The sequence below is a fragment of the Embleya sp. NPDC059213 genome (assembly GCF_042754445.1).
GTDB lineage: Bacteria > Actinomycetota > Actinomycetes > Streptomycetales > Streptomycetaceae > Embleya.
On the sequence record NZ_JBHZAV010000061.1, the window covers coordinates 19,223 to 40,232 of the forward strand.

Genomic DNA, 21,010 nt, shown 5'->3' on the forward strand with positions numbered 1-21,010 from the left:
GCATGACCGTGCGCGAGTTCCGGCGCAGAAGAAGCGCCGCACGGGGCAACCGGGCGGATCCGGGATTCGTGTTCAGGTAGGGGCCACCGTGCCCGGCGCCCACGCACTCCCCGACCGCGGCCCGCCCCGGGCGGCGATCGCCGCTCTGCTCGGCAACGTGCCGTCGGGATCACACTCCTCGCCGGTATGGGTCTCGTCGTTCCCCGTGTTGTCCCGGATCGGGTACCGCCCGGCGGGCGATCCGCCGCCGGAGTCCGCACACCGCCTTCCGCGAAGGCCGTCCATTCAGGAGAGTTCCGTGAACCCCAACGACAGGCACATCGATCAGATCCTCGGTGCCCAGGCTGCCGGGGCCCTCGTCAACGCGTGGATCGACGCCTTCATGACCGACGATCTCCTCAGCCGCGATGCCGCCACGCGGGTGGCGTGCGAGCGACTCGCCGACGGTTCGCCCTGGTTGATCGCCGAACCCGGGCAAACCTGGTGCCTACGCGAGGACTTCACTCCCACGTCCGACTTCTCTCCGGGGCTGGTCCGGGTGCTGGACGTGCGCCGTGCCGTCGACCTCCGTCCGCACGAGGGCACCGCGGCCGTCCTGCTCGGCGACGTCGAACACGACCCCGGCCACCCCATCGGCTGGATGGACCTGTCCGACTTCGACATCCTCTACGCCCTCCACGGCTGGCCACAACCGCGCTCGACGACACCGGACGCCGGCCCCACCGACCCCACCGCAAAAGGCGGTTCGACGACCGAAGCACCGCACCGACGCCGTCGGGAATTCGACTGCGGCCTGCGCGATCAGGGCATCGAATGACGGCTCCACATCCGGCCACGGATGGCCGGATCCCCTGGTGAGCAGGGGACTTGGCGCAAAACCTACCTGCGGGGCATTCGCTGATAGTGATTGGCTGACTTCCGTCCGTCAGCGCGCTGAGGTGGGGAGTCACGCGTGATCATTCAGCTGTACGGCGAGTGGACCGGGCGTTCGGACACCGTCGCCGGATACGAGAAGGCGGTGGCCGGCTGTCCGAGCCTGGCCTACCGACACCGCGAGCATGTCGCCGCCGGTGGGCGCAAGTTCGAACATACGATGGTCGACAAGGGCCTCGCCCTCTACATCGACGTCCCGCACCACCTGCTCGGCTTCGACGATTCCGGCGCCCGTGGCATCGCCGAGATCAAGCCGAACAACTGGGACGGCGGCTTCCTGACCTTCGAGGTGGGCGGTGGCAGGCATTGGACCGACGGCCTCGTCACCGCGCCCGAATCGGTGTTGTGGCAGGCGATTCACGCCTACTGGAGCGTCAAGGTGCCCGAATACGAAGGCGCTTCCGCGCGGGAGCGGCAGGCGTATCGCCGGGGGCGGCTGCCCTCGGCGACGAAGGGAGTACCCACCATCGAGGACCTGTCCGGCCTGATCGACTACAACCGGTGTCGACAGTCCGGTCCGGTGCTGGTGGCCAAGGGCTGGAGCATGGAGTTCGAGGAACCCGACGGCCGCGGCGAGGAGTTGCCCTTCCTGGTCGCGTTGTCCGACCCGCTGCGCCATCCCGCCCCGCTCACCGGCCCGTACGGCTCCGGCGGCGACCGGGACGAGACGGCGCGCCTGGAGCGGATCAGGAATCAGGACTCACCGATGCGCATGGGCCGGCGCCGGTGGCCCCGCCCGGGCCGACGCGGTCGACCGCCGAGAGGACACGCGTTCGACCACGGACGCATCGACCCGGGCCGCTCGCTCGCACGGTGACCGCGCCGACCCGACCCGCCGCCACGGCTCTCGGCGCCGGGTCGGGTCGGCATGCTTCGGGTCGGCGCGGGTCGGGTTGACCCGAATGTAGTTAGGTGCCATATTAGTTTTATGGCAACGGACGATCTCGACAACGAGTCACCCACGCTGGAGCAGGCCAAGCGGCAGTTGGCGCACTACGACCTCGGGGTCGACCCGCAGGCGGTGCTCGTCGCGGTGCGGCTGATCTCGGCGGGGGCCCGACTGGGTCGGGCCACCGAGGTGCACTTCGCCAGGTACGGGTTGTCGACCGGGCGATACCGGCTGCTGGCGGACCTGGAGGACCACGACGGGGAGAAGTCCCCCTCGCGGCTGGCGGCGGACCTCGGCGTTTCGCGGGCCACGGTGACCGGACTGGTCGACGGGCTGGAGCGCGAGGGCCTGGTCGCCCGGCGGGCGTCCGCGGAGGACGGCCGGGGTGCCGTGGTGGTGCTGACCGCTCGCGGTGCGCAGCGGTTGCGCGACATGGCGCCCGAGCATTTCGCCCGACTCCAGGAGATGGTCGGCGAACTCACCGTCGACGAGCGAGCGACGTTCCTGGATCTGCTCTCCCGGGTCGTCCGGGGCATCGGAGCCCTGACCGCGGAGTAGTCCGCACCGCCCCTGGGTGCGGACAGTTTTTATACCCCAATAGTTAGCCTCCTAAGTACAAACTCGAAAGTTGGTCATCTTCCCATGTCACGACTCACCCCGTCGATCCCGCGCGAAAACGGAACAGAGGTCACCGTGCCCCGAGGAAACGACACCGCCGCAGGTCGCCGCGCCGCTCGCCCGTTCGTCCTGTGGCGTGAGGTGCTGGTCGCCTATCTCGCCCCGGCGCTGATGGCCGGCGCCGGCGGAGTCATCGGCGGGCAGACCGAGTTGACCGTGGCGGCCTGCACCTCCATCGCCGGGACCTCGGCCGTGGTGGCACTGCTGATCGGCGGTTGGCTGCAACGTCGCAGGGGTCCGCGCCCGTGGACCACGGCCCTGCCGCGCGTCGTCATGACCGTGCTGTTCGCCGTCGGCGCGGCTGCGATCGCCGGGCTCCTCGGGTGGTTCGCCTCGCAATGGCTGCCCGCGCACACCGCCGTGCCCGATACCCCGTGGATCACTCGCCTGCGGATCGATCTGCCGCTGTCGGCCGCCCTCGCCGCGAGCATCGTCACCTGGCGCTGGCGCGGGGCGCAACGAGCCCACCCGTCGCAGCCGTGACCCGCCCCTCCACACCACCCGCGCCACATCCACCACGCGCGCCGGCGGCAGACCCGGCGCCCGGCACACCCACCGACCCAACGCACGCGACACCCAACGCCCAACACACATCACCAGTCACCACTCCCCGGGACCACCCCGGGGCAGGACCGAAAGGCACCCGATGATCGTCGTCATGGGAGCGTCCGGAACCACCGGCGGCGCACTGCTGCACAGCCTCGCCGCGCAGGGCGTGCCGAGCAGGGCGCTGACCCGCGACCCGAACCGGCTGCGGGCCCGGTTCGGCGACCCGGCCGGCCGAGTGGTCGAGGTCGTGTCCGCCGACGCCGCGCACGTCGACTCGTTGCGCGCCGCCTTCAAGGGCGCCCGGCAACTCTTCCTCGCCATGGCCAACGGCCCGACGCAGGTCGAGCTGGAAAAGCGGGTCGTCGACACGGCGGCCGACAGCGGCATCGAGCACATCGTCAAGATCTCCGCGCCGGCCGCCGAACCCGACTCCCCGGTGGCGGTCTCGCGCGGGCATCACGCCGTCGAGGAACACCTGCGCGCGTCCGGCCTCGCCCACACCGTGCTCCGCCCCTACGCGTTCATGCAGAACCTGCTGCTCCTGGCGCCGGCGGTGGCCGCGCAGGGAGTCGTCCTGGGCGCGATGCGGGACGCCCCGTGCAACTGGGTCGACTGCCGCGACATCGGCGACGTCGCCGCGGCGGCGCTGACCCGCCCCGAGATCGCCGGCGGCACCCATGTCCTCACCGGCAGCGAGGCGGCCGGCTACGGCGACCTCGCCGAAACCCTCACCCGCCTGCTCGGCCGCGACGTCCGCTACGTGGACCTGCCCCCGCACGAACTGCGGGAAAGCCTGATCCACCGCGGCCAGTTGCCCCCGTGGCTGGCCGAACACGTGGTGGAGATCCAGCAACTCGCCGTGTCCCGCCCGGAATCCCCCACCGACACGGTCGCCCGCATCCTGGGCCGCGCCCCGCGCACCCTGGACGCCTTCCTGCACGAAAACCTGGCCCGCTTCCGCTGACCCCCCGGTAGCGCGCCGAGCACCGCCCGCTAGGCGGACGAACCGTCGCCCAGGCCGAGCAGGAGCTTGCGGAGCAGGGTGGCCAGTTGTTCCCGCTCGGTGGTGGTCAGCGGCGTCAGGAGTTCGTTTTCGAGGGCCACGTGACCGACCAGGATGTCGTCGACGAGTTCGCGACCCTGGTCGGTCAGGGTGACCAGGACGCAGCGCCGGTTGCCGGGATCGGTCTCCCGGGTCACCAGACCTCGGTCGACCAATCGGTCGATGCGATTGGTGATCGCGCCGGAGGTGACCATGGACGCTTCCACGATGGCCCCGGTGGTCAGCCGGAAGGGCGGCCCGGCCCGGCGCAGTGTGCCCAGCACGTCGAACTCCCACAGTTGCAGGCCATGGGTGCCGAAGTTGTGCCCGAGTTCGCGGTCCAGGAAGCGGGAGGCGCGCTGGATCCGGCCGACCACGCCCATCGGCGAGGGGTCGATGTCGGGCCGCTCGACTCTCCATTGGTCCAGCCGCCAGTCGACGTTGTCCCGCACGGCACTCCTCAACGTTGAACTGTTTGACCTGATGCTAACAGGAGTACTACCGTCCCCCAACGTTGAACATTTCAATGTTGAAAGGACGGCGGATGACCCAGACCCGTGAGGTCGCCGGACCGGCTGCCGCCCGGACCTCCGCGCGCACCTGGGGGTTCACCGGCCTCGCGGCCCTGGCGCCGGCGACCTGGGGCACGACCTACCTGGTGACCACCGAATACCTGCCGCCGGGCGTACCGCTGGGGGCCGGCGTGATCCGCGCACTGCCGGCGGGCCTGCTCCTGCTCCTGATCTCCCGGACGTTGCCGCGCGGCGAGTGGTGGTGGCGCTCGGCCGTGTTGGGCGCGCTGAACATCGGGGCCCTGTTCGCCCTGTTGTTCGTCGCGGCCTACCAGCTGCCCGGTGGCGTCGCGGGCACGCTCAGCGCCGTACAACCGCTCCTGGTCGCGGGAATCGCCTTCGGGCTGCTCGGCGTTCGCCCCACGCGATGGCAACTCGGTTGGGGCGTGGCCGGCGTGCTCGGGGTCGGCCTGATCGTGCTTCGCGGGCAGATCTCCTTCGACGCGATCGGCATCCTGGCCGGCCTCGGCGGCGCCGCCTCGATGGCGGCCGGGTTGGTGCTGACCAAACGCTGGGGGCGTCCGCCGGACGCCGGCACCCTGGCCTTCACGAGCTGGCAACTCACCGCCGGCGGCCTGCTGCTCGCGCCCGTCGCGCTCGCCGTCGAGGGGCCGCCCCCGATACCGGACGCCGCGGCGCTGGGCGGATACGCCTGGCTGGCCCTGGTCGCCACGGCCCTCGCCCACTCGTTGTGGTTCCAGGGGCTGGGCCGACTCCCGGTGACGGCGGTCTCGTTCCTCACCCTGCTGTCCCCGGCGGTGGCCACCGCACTGGGTTGGCTGGTACTGGATCAGTCCCTGAGCCCGATCCAGAGCGTGGGTTTCGTGCTCGCCCTGACGTCGATCGTGGCCGCACAACTCACCCCCGACGCCGCCCGTTCCCTGATCCGCGGCGGATCCGACCGGCGGATCAGCGGTGGCGGGCGGCGCTGATGTGGTGGACGTGGACGAGGATGTCGTAGGTCGGGTGCAGGCGGGTGTTCTCGTACTCGTCGGCGGGCCAGGAGGCGCCGAGGTTGCGGGTGGGGTGGGCGGCGGCGAGCCAGGCGTGGGCGGGGCCGGCGGGCACGGCGCGGGTGTCGAGGTACCAGTCGCGTCGGGAGACCCGCGCCAGCACGTCCTCGCCGGCGTACGCGATCGCCGGCCCGATGTCGAAGCGACGCCAGGGCGTACCGGGGGCGTTCGCGTCCACGGCGTTGAACGACCCCTGGCCGAAGGTGAATCCGGCGTTGACGTAGCGGGCGCCGAGCTGCTCGCGCAGCAGTCGACCCTGGGTCTCGGGCCCACCGGCGGGCACCCGGGGCCGGGCGGCGACGTGGCCGTTGTGCGCGGACAGGAAGATCTTGGTGCCGGTGTGACGTTGCCACCACAGCGTGTTGTCGGCCATCACCCATTCGCGGTAGCGCGTCGCGGCCTCGACCTCGTCGGTGGTGTCGAACGCGAACAGCGTGGCGTTTCGGGCGATCACCGCGGCGTGCCGGAGCATCAGCTCGTGTTCGGCGGCGGCGGTGCCGGGCGGGCACGGTTCCAGGAGCGAGAGCACGCGGCGGGTGTCCGCACGCAGGCGGGCCCGATCGGCGAGGGGGCGGGCCAGTCGGGCGCGGATGGTCTCGTCCATGCGGGCCGCGGGCCGGGACTCGCGGTACAGCCGTTGCACCTCGGGCAGGAGATGCGGGCGGGTCCGGGCGACGTAGGCGGTCACGGTGTCGAACAGCGCGGGGTCGGCGTAGTCGGCGCCCGCCCCGGCCACCCGGACCGGGTCGTCGGGGTGGCGCACGTTCCAGGTGCGCATCCAGCGGAACAGATCACGCGTCTCGACGGTGTTCCACTGGCTGCTGCCGGCCTGGAACTCCTCGTCCATGATCGTCCTCAGGTGGCCGGTGCCGTGCCGCGCCCACGCGTCCAGGCGCACCCCGGCACCCCAGTGCACCGCGAACACGAAGCCGCGGAAGCCCCGGTGTTCGACCAGGTGGCGGAACAGCCGGTGCTTGATGGTGCAGAACTCGCTCGAACCGTGCGTGGCCTCGCCCACGCCGACCACGTCCGCGCCGCGGATCATCGTGTCGAACGGCTCCAGATCCGCCGTGGAACCGCCCGGGACGGTGCTGCCCAAGGGATACGCAAAGCGGGCCAGCGCACACGCCGGGTCACCGCGTGAGGCGGCGGTATCGGTGGGCGTCGCGGCCGAAGCGGCGCTGTGCGCGGGTCCGCCGGCGGCCGCGGCGGCCATGCACAACAACGGTCCGACCGGGCGCAGGCCCGAGATCGGGCGCGCTCGCGGCCCGTGCCGAGGTTCGACCGCCGGATCGTCGGCGTCATGAGGTGGGGGAAAATCATCCGATTTCATGACTCCGACGCTAGGTAATACACCCCACTCCGCGCCTCGTCCGAAAGACCCAGGACTCGCGTACCCCTTCGGTCGGATACGACAAGTCCCCGGAACGGACCCCGGGACCCGGCCCCGCCCGGACCGTCAACCGCCGGGGCCGGTTTCGGCGGTCTTCTCGGCCGGGCCGTAGTAGCCGTCGCCCTCGAACCGCACCCGCAGCGGCTTCCCGACCAGGTCGGGCGGTATCCGCAGGACGGCTTCGCCCTCCCGGGAGGTCCAGGTACGAACGATCGCCGTCGCACGCTCGTCCACGAGCGCCACCTCCACCTCGAACAGCGGCGCCGCGCAGGCGTCCTGCAGCAGGACCGCGATGGTCTCCCGGTCCGGCTTCGTGGCGGCCAGCCGGGGCTTCCGGTCGGCACACACGGTCGCGCTGAAGTCGCCGACCTCGAAGAGTTCCGCGCCGGCTCCGCCGCCGAACCAGCCGATCGCGCCGCTCCCACGCACCACCGGCCGATAGTGGGCCCGATCGCGCAGCACGGCGAGCAGCAGATCACGGTCCGGGCCGCCGGTCGTCAGCAGGAGGTATCCGGCGCCGGACGCCCGCAGCCGGCGGTCGAAATCGGCGGCGTCGCGCGGCTCGCCGAGGCTGGTGACGCGCCGTTGTCCGCGTTCGCCCATGATCAGGTTCACGAAGCGCTGGTGGGTGAACTCGGTGAAGGCCACGGTCCGGCCGTCGGGGACCCGGTTCATCGCGGCGTAGGCGGCCGTGGGCAGGATGCGTCGGTCCCGATCCGGGTCGCGCATCAGATCCACCGTCTCGCGGACGGTCGCCCGGTGCGCGGACGTCCGGTCGCCGATCCAGGTGTTGGTCGGCTGGGTCGCCCACCACATGGAGATCGCCGTGGTCGCGACGAACGCGCCCGCGACCAGGCCGGCCGTACCGCGGCGAAGTACCCGGGGCACCGACCCACGCGGCCCCCGGCCGCTCGGCCGTTGGGCTACGGCGGTCAGCACGGCCGCCAGACACACGCAGCCGAACGCCGGCAGGATCAACTGGTAGCGCGCCCACCACGGCGCCGGGGAGGCCGTCGCCGAGACGAGCACCGGCAGCAACAGCCCCCACAACAGATCGAAGCGGCGCCTGAGCAGGAACAGGGCGAGGGCGACGAGCACGATCGGGAGCAGTACGTAGATCCATTGCAGCCCGAAGCCGCCGGGTTGTTGGTCGTGCGTGTAGGCCACCCGTTCGCGGTCGTGGAGCCACGAGTGCAAGGTGGCGCGCAGTTTGCTCTCGCCGGCGACCTCCGGCGCGGTGTTGCGCACGATGATCAGTTCGTCGACGGATCCCTTGCCGTGGAAGCCGAGCATGGTGAAGGGATAAAACGGGTTGCCGTAGCTGATCCAGGTGCGGATGTACCAGTAGCCGCCCAACGCGAGGGCGGGCAGGCCCAGTACGGCCGCGTTCGGCAGGGCGAGCCGCGCGGTGGCGGCGCCGTGCTCGCGCAACCGCGCGAAGCGGGTGGCCGATTGCCGCCGCGTGCTCGGCGCGGCGCGGCGCAGGTCGCCGACCACGCGCCAGGTCTGCACCACGACCAGGGCCGCGACCATGCCGGCGGTCAGCAGGTTCGAGGACTTGACGCCGATGGCCAGTCCCAGTGCGATCCCGACGAACAGGACCCGGCCACGCAGCCGGCGGCGCGCGTCGAGGCCGCCGTGTTCGATGGCGTCCCGGACGGCGGGGTGGATGCCGAGGGTCAGCTGCAGCGCGGTCAGGCCGGTCGCGGCCGTGGCGAAGTCGACGTAGGTGGTGGAGGCTTCCAGGAATACCGCGGGGACGGCCAGGAGGCCGAGGCCGGCGAGGGTGGCGTGTGCGCGCCGGGCACCGGCGGTACGGGCGAGGCCGGCCGTGGCGACCGCGCCCAGGGCGAGGAAGGCGAGGCCGGAGGCCCAACCGAGTCGGGTGTCGCCGACGAAGGCGCCGCTGAAGCCGGTGAGCAGTTCCTGGCCCTGTGGGTAGACGTCGGCCCACAACACCTGCGGGGTGTGCCCGACGTAGCCCTGTTGCAGCCAGATGGCGGGTCCGGGCAGGTGGTACCACAGTCCGTCGTAGTCCAGCGGGCCCAGGAACGCGGCCAGCGCGGCGCGCCAGCCGTACTGGGCGGCCACCAGCAGCGCCGACACGACGACCAGCGGGTGCCGGCCGCAACGCAGGACGCGGGGCCACAACCCGGCGGCGACGGCGACCCCGCGGCGGCGGGCCGGGTCGGCGCCCGGCCGTCGGGTGGCCACGATCTCCGCGGCGGCGAGCACCAGCGCGGCGCCGAACAGCGCGCCCGCCTCCAGGTGCCGCAGCAGGCCGCCGACCAGCAGGGTCAGGGCGGACAGTTGGGCGGTGCTCAGCAACAGCCAGACCAGCACCAGGTCCACCGCTCGGCGCATCCCGCTCGCGCAGGCGAGATGCCAGCATCCGGTCAGCGTGCACAGCAGCGCGACCACGAGTGCGGCGGCGTTCACCGCGCGGACCCGGACCCGTCGTGGGCGCCCACCGGCGAGGACGCCGCGTCGGGGACCGCGGGCTCGGCGCGGAAGACCCGGGTGCGGTAGCCCCAGAAGCGAAACGCCGTGGCCAGGGCCATGCCGATCAGGTTGCCGGCGATGTTGTCCGCGAGCAGGCCGTCGAAGCCCAACACGTCACGGGAGAAGGCGAGGCAGCCGAGTTGGATGGCCAGGCCGCCGCAACTCCAGGCGACGAACAGCAGGAAGCGCCGTCGGACATCGGCGACTTCGTCACCCATGACGCGGTCGCCATAGGTCCAGCGGCGGTTGCCCAGGTAGGCCACCACGGTGGCGGCGCCGAGCGAGACGAGCTTGGCGAGGAGGGAGGGGGTGTCCAGGAGGGTCCGAAGGATGTTGAACAGGACGACATCGGTGGTGTATCCGAGGCCGCCCACCAGGGCGAACCTCGACACCTCCGGTGCCGACCGGCGCAGGCGGGCGCGTGATGCAGGGAACATGGGCGCTTTCTCGTCGCTGGAGGGGAGTCGGGTCCGCCGGGCTCGGCCGGGCACTTTCGGGCAGCGCGAAGCACACCCCGGCGCGGTGTGTCCGCACCGGGGCGACGCGGTGGTTGCCTCGGGGAATCGGGTGCCCGACGAGGGGCGGGGGTTCGGGCGATCGCCGACGTGGATCAGCGGCCCGGGCCCGGGATCACCGGTGCCGGCCGGTCAGGGGGCGTCCCAGCGCGGGGAGACCGCGATCGTCTTCGCCTGCTCCTGGATCACGGGGAGTCCGGCCCAGTCGATCGAGCGCTTCTCGCCCCGCTCCTTCACGGGCGGCGTGTTCGCCTCGAAGCGGATCCTGAGTCCGTGGGCGCGGAACGCGGTCAGGGCCCAGGGCACGTACCGGCCGTCCTCGGTGCGCTCCGTGTCGATCCGTGCCGGGGTGCCGTCGGACAGCTTGACGATCTCGCAACCCCCCGCCGAGGTGCTGCCGTCGACGCCCGGCGGACAGACCGGGCGCTCGCCGACCGGGCCGGCCTCGGCGCTCACGTTCAGCCCGTTCGTCCTGCCCTGGGTGTCCACCACGAACTCGCCCGTGCCCGAGGAGCCGTCCGCGGACACCACGTGCGAGCCGGGCGACAACAGGGCCGGCACCAGCCCGGCGACCTGCTGGGCGGGGGTGGGTATGGCGGCGACCACCGGCTCCCAGCTCGCGCTGCGGGCGACGGCGGCGATCTGCTCCAGGCTCAGCACCGAAATGCCGGTGGTATCGCCCGGCAGCAGGTATCTGCCGCCGACGCGCACGTCGACGTGTGCACCGTCCGCACGGATGTACACCGCACGCCACTCCTGCTCGACGCTTCCCGCCTGCTTCGAGGTCTTGCGGGCGATCAGCACGCCGTTGTCCGGGTCGGTCGAGCGGGTGCACTCGTCCTCCGGGCGGGTCCCGGCGCAGGTCGTGGCGGCGGGGTCCTGGTCGTCTCCGGGACCCGGGCGGTTGATCACCACGGTGAGCACCGAGGATCCGGACGGATTGCGGTACGTCGCCTGGACCCGCGCCTCGGTCCGGAGCACCCTCGGCAGGCCGGCCTCGAAGTGGGTCTCCCCGTCGGTCAGTCCACCGTCGGCGGGAACGGCCGCGGCCAGCAGGGGCATCAGGTCGCGCGGCGCCTTGGTCACCCAGGGCGTGTCGGGGCGGTCCCCGGGCCCGGCCGTCGACGCGTCGAACGTGCCCCGGACGGTGGCCCAGCCGGCGACGCTCGCCGTCACCAGGACGGCGGCGAGGGCGCTCCGCCGCAGGGTGCGGAACCGCCGGCGTTGCCGGCCGCGGGCGAGACCACGCGCTACCAGGTCGGAGCTGGGGCCGGGAAACGTGTCGCCGACCGCGCGCAGCGCACCGGGCAACTCCCGTTCGTACCGTTCGAAGTCCTCGTCGCTGAACGGGTCCGTATCGGTGAACACGGCCTGCACGTCCTTCCGGTCGCGATCACGGGGTCGGTGGTGGCCTTCGGGTCCGGTCAGCATGTCGGCGCCGGGATGCCCAGTTCGGTGCCCAGGAGGGTGCGCAGCCGGCCCAGGGCCCGCTTGGCGCGCACCGGTACGGTGCCGGGCGCGGTCCGCAGGATGTCCGCGGTCTCCTTGACCGAGTAGTCCTCCCAATAGCGCAGCACCAGCACCGCGCGATCGGCCGGGGACAGCCGGGCCAGCCCTTCCAGGAGCGTCAGCCGCAGCTCGATGTCGGCGGTGGCCGGCGCGTGCGGCTCCGGGAGTTCCTCGGCGGGATGCTCCGACCAGCGTTTGAGTCGGCGCGCGGACAGGAAGGTGCGGACCAGAGTGGTGTGCGCGTACGCCATCGGGGCGTCCATCGTGCTCACCCGGTTCCAGCGTGGGAACAACTTCCCGAAGGTCTCCTGCACCAGGTCTTCGGCCAGGTGCCAATCGCCGGTGAGCAGGCAGGCGGTACGCAACAGTTGGCTGCTGCGCGCATGCGCGAACTCCTCGAAGTCCGCGGCCTTGCTTCCCGACATGGGGCCTCCACACGTTGGCGTCACACGAGTAACGCCTCGACCGTGCGGTTTCATGACACCCCTGGCCGGAGTTGTTCTCGAACCCGTGCGTCGGCCGTGCGCCTTCGGCGCCCGGCGGCCGGGTCGAGTGTCAACTCTCGGTGTCCTCCGCTTCGTTCAGCCACTCCTCCACCGTCTTGCCGCGGCGCCAATAGCCGGCCGCGTGCAGGGTGTCCCGGTTCAGGCCGCGTTCGTTGCGCAGGTAGCGGCGGATGGTGCGGACGGTGAGTGCCTCACCGGCGACCCAGGCGTGCACGGTCCCGTCTGGCCAGGGGAATTCGCAGACCGCGTCGGCCAGTTGGTCCTCGTCCGCGTCGATCGCGGTATCGCGGTGCAGCCAACGGATCCGCACGTCGGTGTCCGGGGCGGCGACCAGGGGCTGTTCCTCGTGGCGGTCGGCGACCTCGACGAAGACGTGTGCGCGGGTGCCGGGGGCGAGACGTTCGAGGATCGAGGCGACGGCCGGCAGTGCCGTCTCGTCGCCGGCGATCAGCAACTGGTCGGCGTCGGCGGGCGGGAGCGAGCCGGGCAGGGGGCCGGCTATGCCCAGGACGTCACCGGGTCGGGCGTCGCGCGCCCACTCGACCGCGCGGCCGCCGCCGTGGATCACGAAGTCGATGTCGAGTTCGGGTCCGGCCGGGTCGAAGCGTCGCACGGTGTAGTTGCGCGCGTGCGCCGGTGTGCAGCCGTCGGGATGGGCCGGGCCGTCCGGGCCGAATTCGGGCATCACCGGGATCGACTCGCCCAGAGGCGGAAAGAATAGTTTGACCCGTTCATCCGCCTGCCTGCCACCGTCGAATCCGCGCAACCGCTCGCCGCCGAGCGTCAGTCGCAACATTCGCGGGGTCACCTCGACCGAGCGCACGACCGTGGCCAGACAGGTACGGATCGGCGAACGCCCGGTACGGCCGCGGCCCTCGGTGACCGGGTTCGCCGTGTCGTCTCGCGCCATGGGACTCCTTCGTCGTTGCGGACTCGATGGTTCGGGGTCGTCGTGGCGCCGCGACGGGGCACACTGGGCAAGTCGTTCAGGTATGCCTTACCTTACTGGAGTGTCTCTCCGGGTCGATTCCCCCGACGCTTCGTCCGTCGTCGCCGCCGTGCCCGACGCCCGTGCCGCGTCCGGCCGTTCGCGACGGCTGGGGCTGCTGGTGCTGCTGGCCGTGCTGTTGCTCGGCGCGGTGTTCGCGTCGCTGGCCATCGGCACCCGCACCGTCGCGCCGAGCGAGGTGTTCGCCATGCTCGGCGGCGAACGCACCGGTGACGCCGGGCTGATCCGCGATCTGCGGGTCCCGCGAACCCTGCTCGGGCTGCTGGTCGGCGTCGCGCTGGGTGTGGCCGGTGCGGTGGCCCAGGACGTGACCCGCAATCCGCTGGCCGATCCCGGGCTGATCGGGGTCAGCGCGGGCGCGGCCTTCGCGGTCGCGGCGAGCGTGGGGTTGCTCGGACTGACCGGATCGCACAGCTATCTGTGGTTCGCCTTCGTCGGCGCGGCGATCGCGGGCACGATCGCCTATCTCGTCGGCGGAGCCGGCGTCGGCGGCGCCACTCCCGCCAAACTCGCGCTCGCGGGGGCGGCGGTCAGCGCCCTGCTGGAGGCCGGCACCAGCGCCCTCGTGCTGACCGACCCCGACTCGCTCGGCCGATACCGCTCCTGGGCGGTCGGTTCGCTCGCCGGTCGGGACGGCGAGACCACGCTGTTCCTGCTGCCGTTCGTACTGGTCGGCGTCTGCCTCGCGCTCGGCCTGACCGGCCGGCTCAACGCCTTGGCCCTGGGCGACGAACTCGCCACCACGCTCGGCACCCGAGCGGGCGCCACCCGCACCCTGGGCGCACTCGCGGTGGTCCTGCTGACCGGTACGGCGGTCGCCGCCGCCGGGCCGATCGTGTTCGTCGGCCTGGTCGTCCCGCACGTGTTGCGGGCCTTCACCGGGCCGGACGCCCGCTGGTTGGTGCCGTGTTCGGGGCTGGCGGGCGCGGTGTTGTTGTTGCTCGCCGACGTGGTCGGCCGGGTGATCGCGCGCCCGACGGAGGTGGAGGTCGGCGTGGTCACCGCGTTCCTGGGAGCGCCGTTCCTCATCTATCTGGTCAGGCGTGGAAGGATCGGGGAGCACTCCGGATGAAGACTGCCGATCACCTGCCGCGCGTGTTGCGGTGGGAACGCGGGCCGCTCGGGCTCGCCGTGCGCCCGCGCACCCTCGTCGCCGTCCTCGGCCTGGTCGCGGTGGTCTTCGGCGGGCTGATCGCGTCGCTGGCGCTGGGCGACTATCCGCTCGCCTGGCGCGACGTGGTCACCGGGCTGTTCGGGGCCGGGCCCGCCGACGCCGAGTTGGTCGTGCACGAACTCCGGCTCCCGCGCGCCCTGGTGGGCATGCTGGTCGGGCTCGCACTCGGCATGTCCGGGGCGGTCTTCCAGGCCGTCACGCGCAATCCGCTGGCCGGGCCGGACCTGATCGGGATCACCGCCGGGGCCGGCGCCGGCGCCGTCCTGGCGATCCTGCTGGGCGGCGTGAGCACCACGCGGTCCACGACCTACGGCGCGGTCCCGTTCGGCGCCCTGGTCGGCGCACTCGCCACGGCTGCGGCCATCTACCTGTTGGCGTTTCGCGGCGGCACCATCTCCGGGTACGGCTTCGTGCTCGTGGGCATCGCGGTCAACGGCATGCTGGCCGCGTCCACCCGCTGGATGCTCGCGCGCGTCGACATCGACGCCGCGACCCGGGCCACCTCGTGGCTGACCGGCAGCCTGGACGGACGCGAATACACCCACGTGCGCTGGCTGGGCTACACGCTCGTCGTCCTGGTGCCCGCGACCATCGCACTCGCCCGGCCGTACCGCATGCTCCAGTTCGACGACGACACCGCCGCGAGCCTGGGCATGCCGGTCACCCGCTCGCGGATCGGGCTGCTCGTGCTGGCCACCGCGCTGACGGCGGTGGCGACCGCGTGCGCGGGGCCGGTGGTCTTCGTCGCGCTCGCCGCCCCGCAGATCGCCCGCAGACTGGCCGGCACCCCCGGTCTGCCGCTGGTGCTCAGCGGCCTGGTCGGCGCGGCCCTGGTGGTCCTGGCGGACGTGGTCGCCCGGACCGCGTTCCCCACCGAACTCCCGGTCGGCATCGTCACCGGCGCCGTCGGGGCGCCGTACCTGCTGTGGTTGCTCGCCCGGAACAACCGGGCCGGAAAGGGAGGCTGACGTGGGTTCCGCGACAGAGCAGACGAAGCCGACGGGGCACCCGGACGGCACCGAAGCGAACGAGGCGAACGAAGCCGACGACTCGATCGCGTCCGTCGAACAAACGCCGCACACAAGGCAATCCACCGAGTCGGCAGCGGGAAAGGCAGCCCCGTCCCCGAGCGCCGTCGCAACCCTGCCGCATCCTCCCGCCACCGCCTCCCCGACAACCGCCCCCGGGATGGCCGCCGAGGGACTCACCCTCGGCTACGGCGAACGCACCGTCGCCCGAGACCTGGACCTGGACATCCCCGCCGGCCGGGTGACCGCCCTGGTCGGCCCCAACGCGTGCGGCAAGTCGACCGCGCTGCGCGCTCTGGCCCGGTTGCTGAAACCGCGTCAGGGCACCGTCCTGCTCGACGGCGAGAGCGTGGCCCGCCATTCCGGGCGGGACTTCGCGCAACGGCTGGCGCTGCTCCCGCAGTCGCCGACCGCCCCCGAGGGAATCACCGTGCGCGATCTGGTCGCCCGCGGTCGCACGCCCTACCAGCGCTGGTGGCGACAGTGGTCGTCCGGGGACGACGCCGTGGTCGACGCCGCGCTGTCGGCCACCGGCGTGGACGCCCTCGCCGGACGCGCCATCGACGAACTCTCCGGCGGGCAGCGCCAACGCGTGTGGATCGCGATGGCACTGGCCCAGGACACCCCGGTATTGCTCCTGGACGAGCCCACCACCTACCTCGATCTGGCCTACCAGGTGGACGTATTGGAGTTGGTGGCCGAGTTGGGGCGGGCCGAGGGCCGCACCGTGGTGATGGTCATCCACGAGCTCAACCACGCGTGCCGGTACGCCGACCACCTGATCGCGATGCGCGACGGCCGAGTGCTCGCGGCCGGACCGCCCACCGAGATCGTCACCCCCGACCTGGTCCGGGAGGTGTTCGACCTGCGCGCCGCGGTGATCGAATGCCCCATCGCCGGCACCCCGTTGGTCATCCCGCTCGGCGGGCGTCGCTAGCCGGCGAACCGCGTCCGACCCTGGTCACAGCGATCGAAGTTAGGTTAGCCTCGCCTACGTACCGCCGTAAGTGCTCTGTGTGCCCTTCGAGGCCACCACCCAGAAGGGACGCGTGCGTTGACCTCAGCTCGGCACGACGGAAAGACCATTCACGACCTCGTCGGGGTCGGATTCGGGCCTTCGAACCTGGCGCTCGCCGTCGCGATCGAGGAACACAACACGCTCGCCGCACCGGAACACCGGGTCGACGCCCTGTTCCTGGAGAAACAGCAGACCTTCGGCTGGCACCGCGGCATGCTCGTCGACGGCGCGACCATGCAGGTCTCGTTCCTCAAGGACCTTGCCACGATGAGGAATCCGACCAGCGACTTCAGCTTCGTCGCCTACCTGCACTCGATCGACCGCCTCGTCGACTTCGTCAACCACAAGGTGTTCTTCCCGCTCCGGGCCGAGTTCCACGGCTACCTCGAATGGGCCGCGGCCCGGGTGGCCCACCAGGTGCGCTACGCCGCCGAGGTCCTGGCGATCGAACCCGTGGTCACCGACGGCCGGATCACCGCCTTCGACGTCACCGTCGCGAACGACCCCGTCGTACACCGCGCCCGCAACGTGGTCCTCGCCCCGGGCCTGAGCCCGCATCTGCCGGACGGCGTCGGCATCACCACGCGGGTGTGGCACAACTCCCGGCTGGTGCCCAACGTCGCCGACCTCGATCCGGCCGACGTGCGCACCGCGGTGGTGGTCGGCGCCGGGCAAAGCGCCGCCGAGAGCGCGGACTACCTGCATCGCCGCTTCCCGGACGCACAGATACACGCGGTCTTCAGCCGCTACGGCTACTCCCCTGCGGACGACAGCCCGTTCGCCAACCGCATCTTCGACCCGGCCGCCGTCGACCACTACTTCGAGGCGCCCGAGCAGGTCAAACGGCAACTGACGGACTATCACCGCAACACGAACTACTCGGTCGTGGACGGGGATCTGATCGAGGAGCTGTACCGACGCGTGTACGAGGAGCGCGTCCGGGGCCGGCAGCGCCTGTACATCCGGCACGCCACCCGGGTCGTGGAGGTGCGCGAGGATCCCGAAGCCGCCCATGTGGACGTCGAGTTCCTGCCCACCGGCAAAACCGAGACGCTGCGCGCCGACGTGGTCGTCTACGCGACGGGCTACCGACCCGGCGACGGTCTCGCGCTCCTCGGCGACACCGCCCGGGCGTGCGCCCGCGACGAATACGGACGCCCGCGGCTGGGCCGCGACTACCGCGTGGTCACCGAACCCCCGCTCGACGCCGGGATCTACCTCCAGGGCGGAACCGAGCACACCCACGGCCTCGGCTCCACCCTCCTGTCCAACATCGCGGTCCGCGCCGGCGAGATCCTCGCCTCGATCAACGAACACACCGCCTCGGACCCCGCCCCCGAGGCCGAAACCGACGCCACGTCCCGGGCCGGGACCGGGGCCGACCTCGCGTCCGGCCCGGTGACCTCCTCCCGACAGGGCTGATCCGTGCGTCTGGGCGAAATCGCGGTGGACATCACGCCGCTGCGCGCCAACCGCGACTTCCGGCTGTTGTTCACCGCGACCGCGCTGTCCATGCTCGGCACCGCCTTGACCTCGGTCGGCGCGAGCATCCAGGTGTACGACCTCGGCAACTCCTCGCTGCACGTGGGGCTGGTCAACCTGGTGATCGGCGTCAGCCTGTGCGTCGGCCTGCTCGCCGGCGGCGTGCTGGCCGACCGGGCCGACCGACGCCGGCTGATCCTGGCCACCCGGGCCGGCTCCGCCGTCGTGGTCCTGGCCCTGGCCGGCAACGCCCTCGCCCCCGAGCCGCAACTGTGGTTCGTCTACCTCGCCGCCATCGCCGCAGGCGTCGCCGGCGGCCTGGGCGCACCCGCGCTGATGGCCGTCACCCCCGCCCTGGCCGGACGCGAACACCTTGCCGCCGCCGGGGCGTTGCTCACCCTGACCACCCAGTTCGGCGCCATGGTCGGCCCCAGCCTGGCGGGCCTGATCGCCGCCGGTCCGGGGGTCGCGGTGTGCTACCTGATCGACGCGGCCGGATTCGTGGTGGGCGCGGCCCTGTTGTGGCGGCTGCCGGATCTGCGCCCCGAACCCGACGCGGACGCCGACCCCGATCACGACGCCACGCAACACCCGGTACAGGCCATCCTGGACGGCCTGCGGCACGTGCGGGCGAACCGGATCATTCGCGGGCTGATGCTCGTCGACCTGGCCGCCGTCGTCCTGGCGATGCCGTACGCGCTGTTCCCGGAGATGGGCAACGAGGTGTTCGACGGCGGCCCCACCGCCGTCGGCCTGCTCTACACCGCACCCGCCGTGGGCGCCTTCCTGGGCGCCCTGGCCAGCGGCTGGATCGGCCGGGCCCGACGCCCCGGGACGACGCTGATCATGGTGGCCGCGCTGTGGGGCGCGGCGATCGCCGCGTTCGGTCTGAGCCGGCACCTGTGGTTGGGACTGCTCCTGCTGGCCCTCGCGGGCGGCGCCGACACGATCTCCGAGATCCTGCGCCGCGCGCTCCTCCAGCAGTACACGCCCGACCGGCTCCAGGGCCGGGTGGGCAGCCTGTGGCTGGCCCAGGCCACCGCAGGTCCGGCAACCGGCAACGCGCTCTCCGGCGGCGTCGCCCGGCTGCTCGGCCCCGGCGCCACCCTGGTCGCGGGCGGCGTGGCGTGTGTCGCCGCGGTGCTCGCGGTCGCCGGCGCCCTGCCCGCGCTGCGCGCCGCCGGACCGACCTCGGCGCCGATCGCGGACCCGGCACCGGAACCCGGCGAGACGGCGACACTCCCGGCCGACGACCCCGGCCCCGCCGACCACGCACCCACCGCCGACTCCCCCGGCGGCACATCGACGACCAACACGCCGACCACGAAAGGCCGACGGCTGTGACGAACCCGTTCGACGACGATTCCGGCACGTTCCTGGCCCTGGTCAACGACGAGGGCCAGTACTCGCTGTGGCCCGAGTTCCTGACCCCGCCCGACGGCTGGCACACCGAGCACGGACCCGCCTCCCGAGCGCACTGCCTGGAACACATCGAGAGCCACTGGACCGACATGCGACCGCGCTCCCTCGTGGCCGCCACCGAGAACTGAGCGGAGAACACCGGTGTTGCGCACGTTGCTGAGCGGCAAGATCCATCGGGCCCGGGTGACCCAGGCCGACCTGCACTACGTCGGTTCGCTGACGGTCGACGAGGACCTGCTGGACGCGGCGGGCATCGCCGAGGGCGAGGTGGTCCAGGTGGTCGACATCGACACCGGAGCCCGCCTGACCACCTACGCGATCCCCGGCCCGCGTGGCAGCGGGGTGATCGGCGCCAACGGGGCCGCCGCACGGCTGATCCACCCCGGCGACCTGGTGATCGTGATGGCCTTCGTGCTCCTGGACGAGACCGAGATCGCCGGGCATCGACCCCGCGTGGTGCACGTCGACACGGACAACCGGATCGTGGCGCTCGGCGCCGACCCGGCCGAACCGGTACCCGGCATGCCGGGCCAGATCGCCGGCACCACGGTCGCCGTACTCTGACACCGACCGCACACCGGCCCACCGTGCCCGGAGCGCCGTCGCGATACGGCAAATGACCTCAACTCCCGGAGACGGAGCGGGAGTTGAGGTCATTTCACGAAGGCAACCGGCAACCTGTGGTCAGCTCTTCGCGGCCTGTGCCGCGGCGTCCACGCGGGGCATGATCTTGTCGACCACGTACTCCACCGCCAGCGGGGTGGGCGCGCGCAGCGCCCAGAAGTCGTTGGAGTCCAGCGGCACGTACGAGCCCCGCTTGACCACGTTCAGCTTCGCGAACTGCGGATTGCCCTCGATCGCCTTGCGCAGCACGTCGTCGCCGTTGTAGTTGCTCAGCAACACGCCCACTTCGAGCACGTCCAGCCGTTCCATGCTCAACTCGGCCGCGAATCCGGCCCCCGGCAGCCCGGCGAGGCTGTCCGGGAAGGTCATCCCGAACCCGGCGAGCAGCTTCACGGACGTGTCGGACCGGTCCTTGAGCACCGCGACCGTGCCCGCGTTCTGCGCGTTGGTCAGCGCGAACGACTTGCCGGTGATCGCCGGATGGCGCTTGGCGACGCCGGCAACCTTGGCCTCCAGATCGGTCACCAGCTTCTCGGCCTCGGTGGACTTGCCCAGCGCCCTGCCCACCTGCCGGGTCACCTGCTGCCAACTGTCCTGCGAGGGGCCGGTTTCGAACGCCGTGGTCGGCGCGATCTTGCTGAGCTTCTCGTACTCCTGCTCGACCCAGTAGTCGGTGTTCGCCAGGATCAGATCGGGCTGGAGCGCGAGCACCTTCTCCAGCGGAGCGCCGTTCTCGCCCATCGTGATGATCTGCGGCTTGTCCCCGCCCAGCTTGGGCTTGGCCCACGGAGCCACCCCGTCCGGCGGGGTCGTCTCGACCATGCCGGCCAGCTTGGTCGCGAGCGCGAGCGCGGCGTCCTGATCGCCCTCGCCCAGCGCGACGATGCGCTTGGGCGCCTTCTTGATCGTGGTCGTGCCCAGCTTGTGCGTGATCGTGATCGGGTACGCCGGCGCCGCCGCCCCGCCCGTACCGGGAGAGGCCGGCGCCGAGGCGGGCCCGGTGCCGGTGGAGTCCTTCTTGTCGTCGCCGTCGCCGCAGGCCGCCAGGCCCGACACGAGGGCCGCGACTATCGCGACCGCGGCGATCCGGGAGGGGCCGGAACGGCGGGCGGTGTGCCGGCGGACGAAGGCCGGCGCTGCGAATGTTCGCAT

21 protein-coding genes are annotated in these 21,010 nt (G+C 72.0%); 13 read left to right on the forward strand and 8 right to left on the reverse strand.

The annotated features are described in order from the left end of the window. Positions 1-298 precede the first annotated feature (298 nt). The 5 genes from ACFXMF_RS22835 (at position 299) to ACFXMF_RS22855 (ending at position 4,013) form a co-directional block, all read left to right on the forward strand. Complete coding sequence (locus ACFXMF_RS22835) at positions 299-817, forward strand: hypothetical protein (RefSeq protein ID WP_360320266.1); 519 nt, start codon at positions 299-301, stop codon at positions 815-817. Positions 818-952: 135 nt separating this feature from the next. After that, a complete protein-coding gene (locus ACFXMF_RS22840) occupies positions 953-1,750 on the forward strand; it encodes a hypothetical protein (RefSeq protein WP_360320269.1) in 798 nt (265 codons plus the stop codon). Positions 1,751-1,861: 111 nt separating this feature from the next. Then, positions 1,862-2,380, forward strand: coding sequence for a MarR family transcriptional regulator (locus ACFXMF_RS22845; protein ID WP_360320272.1), 519 nt, complete (start codon positions 1,862-1,864; stop codon positions 2,378-2,380). A gap of 84 nt (positions 2,381-2,464) precedes the next feature. Continuing rightward, positions 2,465-2,983 (forward strand): hypothetical protein, encoded by a 519-nt coding sequence (locus ACFXMF_RS22850; protein WP_379987941.1) that lies wholly within the window; start codon positions 2,465-2,467, stop codon positions 2,981-2,983. Between the two features lie 175 nt (positions 2,984-3,158). Then, the gene (locus tag ACFXMF_RS22855; protein WP_379987942.1) at positions 3,159-4,013 is read left to right on the forward strand and encodes an NmrA family NAD(P)-binding protein; all 855 of its coding nucleotides are present in this window, start codon (positions 3,159-3,161) and stop codon (positions 4,011-4,013) included. A 29-nt stretch (positions 4,014-4,042) separates the two neighbouring features. Here ACFXMF_RS22855 and ACFXMF_RS22860 read toward each other — a convergent pair whose 3' ends face one another. Beyond that, positions 4,043-4,543 carry a MarR family winged helix-turn-helix transcriptional regulator gene (locus ACFXMF_RS22860; RefSeq protein ID WP_379987943.1) on the reverse strand — a complete coding sequence of 167 codons (501 nt, stop codon included), beginning with the start codon at positions 4,541-4,543 and terminating at the stop codon, positions 4,043-4,045. A 92-nt stretch (positions 4,544-4,635) separates the two neighbouring features. Between ACFXMF_RS22860 and ACFXMF_RS22865 the strand changes: the two genes are divergently transcribed. Then, positions 4,636-5,595 (forward strand): EamA family transporter, encoded by a 960-nt coding sequence (locus ACFXMF_RS22865; RefSeq protein WP_379987944.1) that lies wholly within the window; start codon positions 4,636-4,638, stop codon positions 5,593-5,595. Here the strand turns inward: ACFXMF_RS22865 and ACFXMF_RS22870 are convergent. From ACFXMF_RS22870 to ACFXMF_RS22895, 6 genes are all read right to left on the reverse strand, one after another. Then, positions 5,573-7,009 (reverse strand): erythromycin esterase family protein, encoded by a 1,437-nt coding sequence (locus tag ACFXMF_RS22870; RefSeq protein ID WP_379987945.1) that lies wholly within the window; start codon positions 7,007-7,009, stop codon positions 5,573-5,575. The two genes, ACFXMF_RS22865 and ACFXMF_RS22870, sit on opposite strands and share 23 nt — an antisense overlap. 126 nt (positions 7,010-7,135) lie before the next feature. After that, positions 7,136-9,508, reverse strand: coding sequence for a hypothetical protein (locus tag ACFXMF_RS22875; protein ID WP_379987946.1), 2,373 nt, complete (start codon positions 9,506-9,508; stop codon positions 7,136-7,138). After that, a complete protein-coding gene (locus ACFXMF_RS22880; protein ID WP_379987947.1) occupies positions 9,505-10,008 on the reverse strand; it encodes a GtrA family protein in 504 nt (167 codons plus the stop codon). Before ACFXMF_RS22880 ends, ACFXMF_RS22875 begins: the two co-directional genes overlap by 4 nt. 210 nt (positions 10,009-10,218) lie before the next feature. Continuing rightward, positions 10,219-11,454 (reverse strand): hypothetical protein, encoded by a 1,236-nt coding sequence (locus tag ACFXMF_RS22885; RefSeq protein ID WP_379987948.1) that lies wholly within the window; start codon positions 11,452-11,454, stop codon positions 10,219-10,221. 56 nt (positions 11,455-11,510) lie between these two features. Further along, positions 11,511-12,020, reverse strand: a complete 510-nt coding sequence (locus tag ACFXMF_RS22890) for a SigE family RNA polymerase sigma factor (RefSeq protein ID WP_360320299.1) — start codon at positions 12,018-12,020, stop codon at positions 11,511-11,513. Positions 12,021-12,150: 130 nt separating this feature from the next. Beyond that, positions 12,151-13,011: a siderophore-interacting protein gene (locus ACFXMF_RS22895; protein WP_379987949.1), complete on the reverse strand. Its 861-nt coding sequence runs from the start codon at positions 13,009-13,011 to the stop codon at positions 12,151-12,153. Between the two features lie 100 nt (positions 13,012-13,111). On the opposite strand from ACFXMF_RS22895, the gene ACFXMF_RS22900 reads away from it, so the two are divergent. From ACFXMF_RS22900 to panD, 7 genes are all read left to right on the forward strand, one after another. Then, positions 13,112-14,182, forward strand: coding sequence for a FecCD family ABC transporter permease (locus tag ACFXMF_RS22900; RefSeq protein ID WP_379987950.1), 1,071 nt, complete (start codon positions 13,112-13,114; stop codon positions 14,180-14,182). Continuing rightward, positions 14,179-15,252: an iron chelate uptake ABC transporter family permease subunit gene (locus ACFXMF_RS22905; protein ID WP_360320308.1), complete on the forward strand. Its 1,074-nt coding sequence runs from the start codon at positions 14,179-14,181 to the stop codon at positions 15,250-15,252. Before ACFXMF_RS22900 ends, ACFXMF_RS22905 begins: the two co-directional genes overlap by 4 nt. Positions 15,253-15,472: 220 nt before the next feature. Continuing rightward, positions 15,473-16,249: an ABC transporter ATP-binding protein gene (locus ACFXMF_RS22910; protein WP_360320311.1), complete on the forward strand. Its 777-nt coding sequence runs from the start codon at positions 15,473-15,475 to the stop codon at positions 16,247-16,249. Between the two features lie 117 nt (positions 16,250-16,366). Then, positions 16,367-17,752, forward strand: coding sequence for a lysine N(6)-hydroxylase/L-ornithine N(5)-oxygenase family protein (locus ACFXMF_RS22915; protein WP_379987951.1), 1,386 nt, complete (start codon positions 16,367-16,369; stop codon positions 17,750-17,752). Positions 17,753-17,755: 3 nt separating this feature from the next. Beyond that, positions 17,756-19,156: an enterobactin transporter EntS gene (entS, locus tag ACFXMF_RS22920; protein WP_379987952.1), complete on the forward strand. Its 1,401-nt coding sequence runs from the start codon at positions 17,756-17,758 to the stop codon at positions 19,154-19,156. Next, positions 19,153-19,362 carry an MbtH family protein gene (locus ACFXMF_RS22925; RefSeq protein ID WP_360320319.1) on the forward strand — a complete coding sequence of 70 codons (210 nt, stop codon included), beginning with the start codon at positions 19,153-19,155 and terminating at the stop codon, positions 19,360-19,362. The genes entS and ACFXMF_RS22925 overlap by 4 nt, the downstream gene beginning before the upstream one ends. 13 nt (positions 19,363-19,375) lie before the next feature. Further along, positions 19,376-19,798 carry an aspartate 1-decarboxylase gene (gene panD / locus ACFXMF_RS22930; RefSeq protein WP_360320322.1) on the forward strand — a complete coding sequence of 141 codons (423 nt, stop codon included), beginning with the start codon at positions 19,376-19,378 and terminating at the stop codon, positions 19,796-19,798. A 120-nt stretch (positions 19,799-19,918) separates the two neighbouring features. Here panD and ACFXMF_RS22935 read toward each other — a convergent pair whose 3' ends face one another. Beyond that, positions 19,919-21,010 carry an ABC transporter substrate-binding protein gene (locus ACFXMF_RS22935; RefSeq protein ID WP_379987953.1) on the reverse strand — a complete coding sequence of 364 codons (1,092 nt, stop codon included), beginning with the start codon at positions 21,008-21,010 and terminating at the stop codon, positions 19,919-19,921.

Coding starts and splice junctions, on each gene's coding strand:
- ACFXMF_RS22845 (WP_360320272.1), top strand. CDS start 1,862: ATGGCAACGGACGATCTCGACAACGAGTCACCCACGCTGGAGCAGGCC.
- ACFXMF_RS22850 (WP_379987941.1), top strand. CDS start 2,465: ATGTCACGACTCACCCCGTCGATCCCGCGCGAAAACGGAACAGAGGTC.
- ACFXMF_RS22855 (WP_379987942.1), top strand. CDS start 3,159: ATGGGAGCGTCCGGAACCACCGGCGGCGCACTGCTGCACAGCCTCGCC.
- ACFXMF_RS22865 (WP_379987944.1), top strand. CDS start 4,636: ATGACCCAGACCCGTGAGGTCGCCGGACCGGCTGCCGCCCGGACCTCC.
- ACFXMF_RS22870 (WP_379987945.1), bottom strand. CDS start 7,009: ATGAAATCGGATGATTTTCCCCCACCTCATGACGCCGACGATCCGGCG.
- ACFXMF_RS22880 (WP_379987947.1), bottom strand. CDS start 10,008: ATGTTCCCTGCATCACGCGCCCGCCTGCGCCGGTCGGCACCGGAGGTG.
- ACFXMF_RS22890 (WP_360320299.1), bottom strand. CDS start 12,020: ATGTCGGGAAGCAAGGCCGCGGACTTCGAGGAGTTCGCGCATGCGCGC.
- ACFXMF_RS22895 (WP_379987949.1), bottom strand. CDS start 13,011: ATGGCGCGAGACGACACGGCGAACCCGGTCACCGAGGGCCGCGGCCGT.
- ACFXMF_RS22905 (WP_360320308.1), top strand. CDS start 14,179: ATGAAGACTGCCGATCACCTGCCGCGCGTGTTGCGGTGGGAACGCGGG.
- ACFXMF_RS22910 (WP_360320311.1), top strand. CDS start 15,473: ATGGCCGCCGAGGGACTCACCCTCGGCTACGGCGAACGCACCGTCGCC.
- ACFXMF_RS22935 (WP_379987953.1), bottom strand. CDS start 21,010: ATGCGAACATTCGCAGCGCCGGCCTTCGTCCGCCGGCACACCGCCCGC.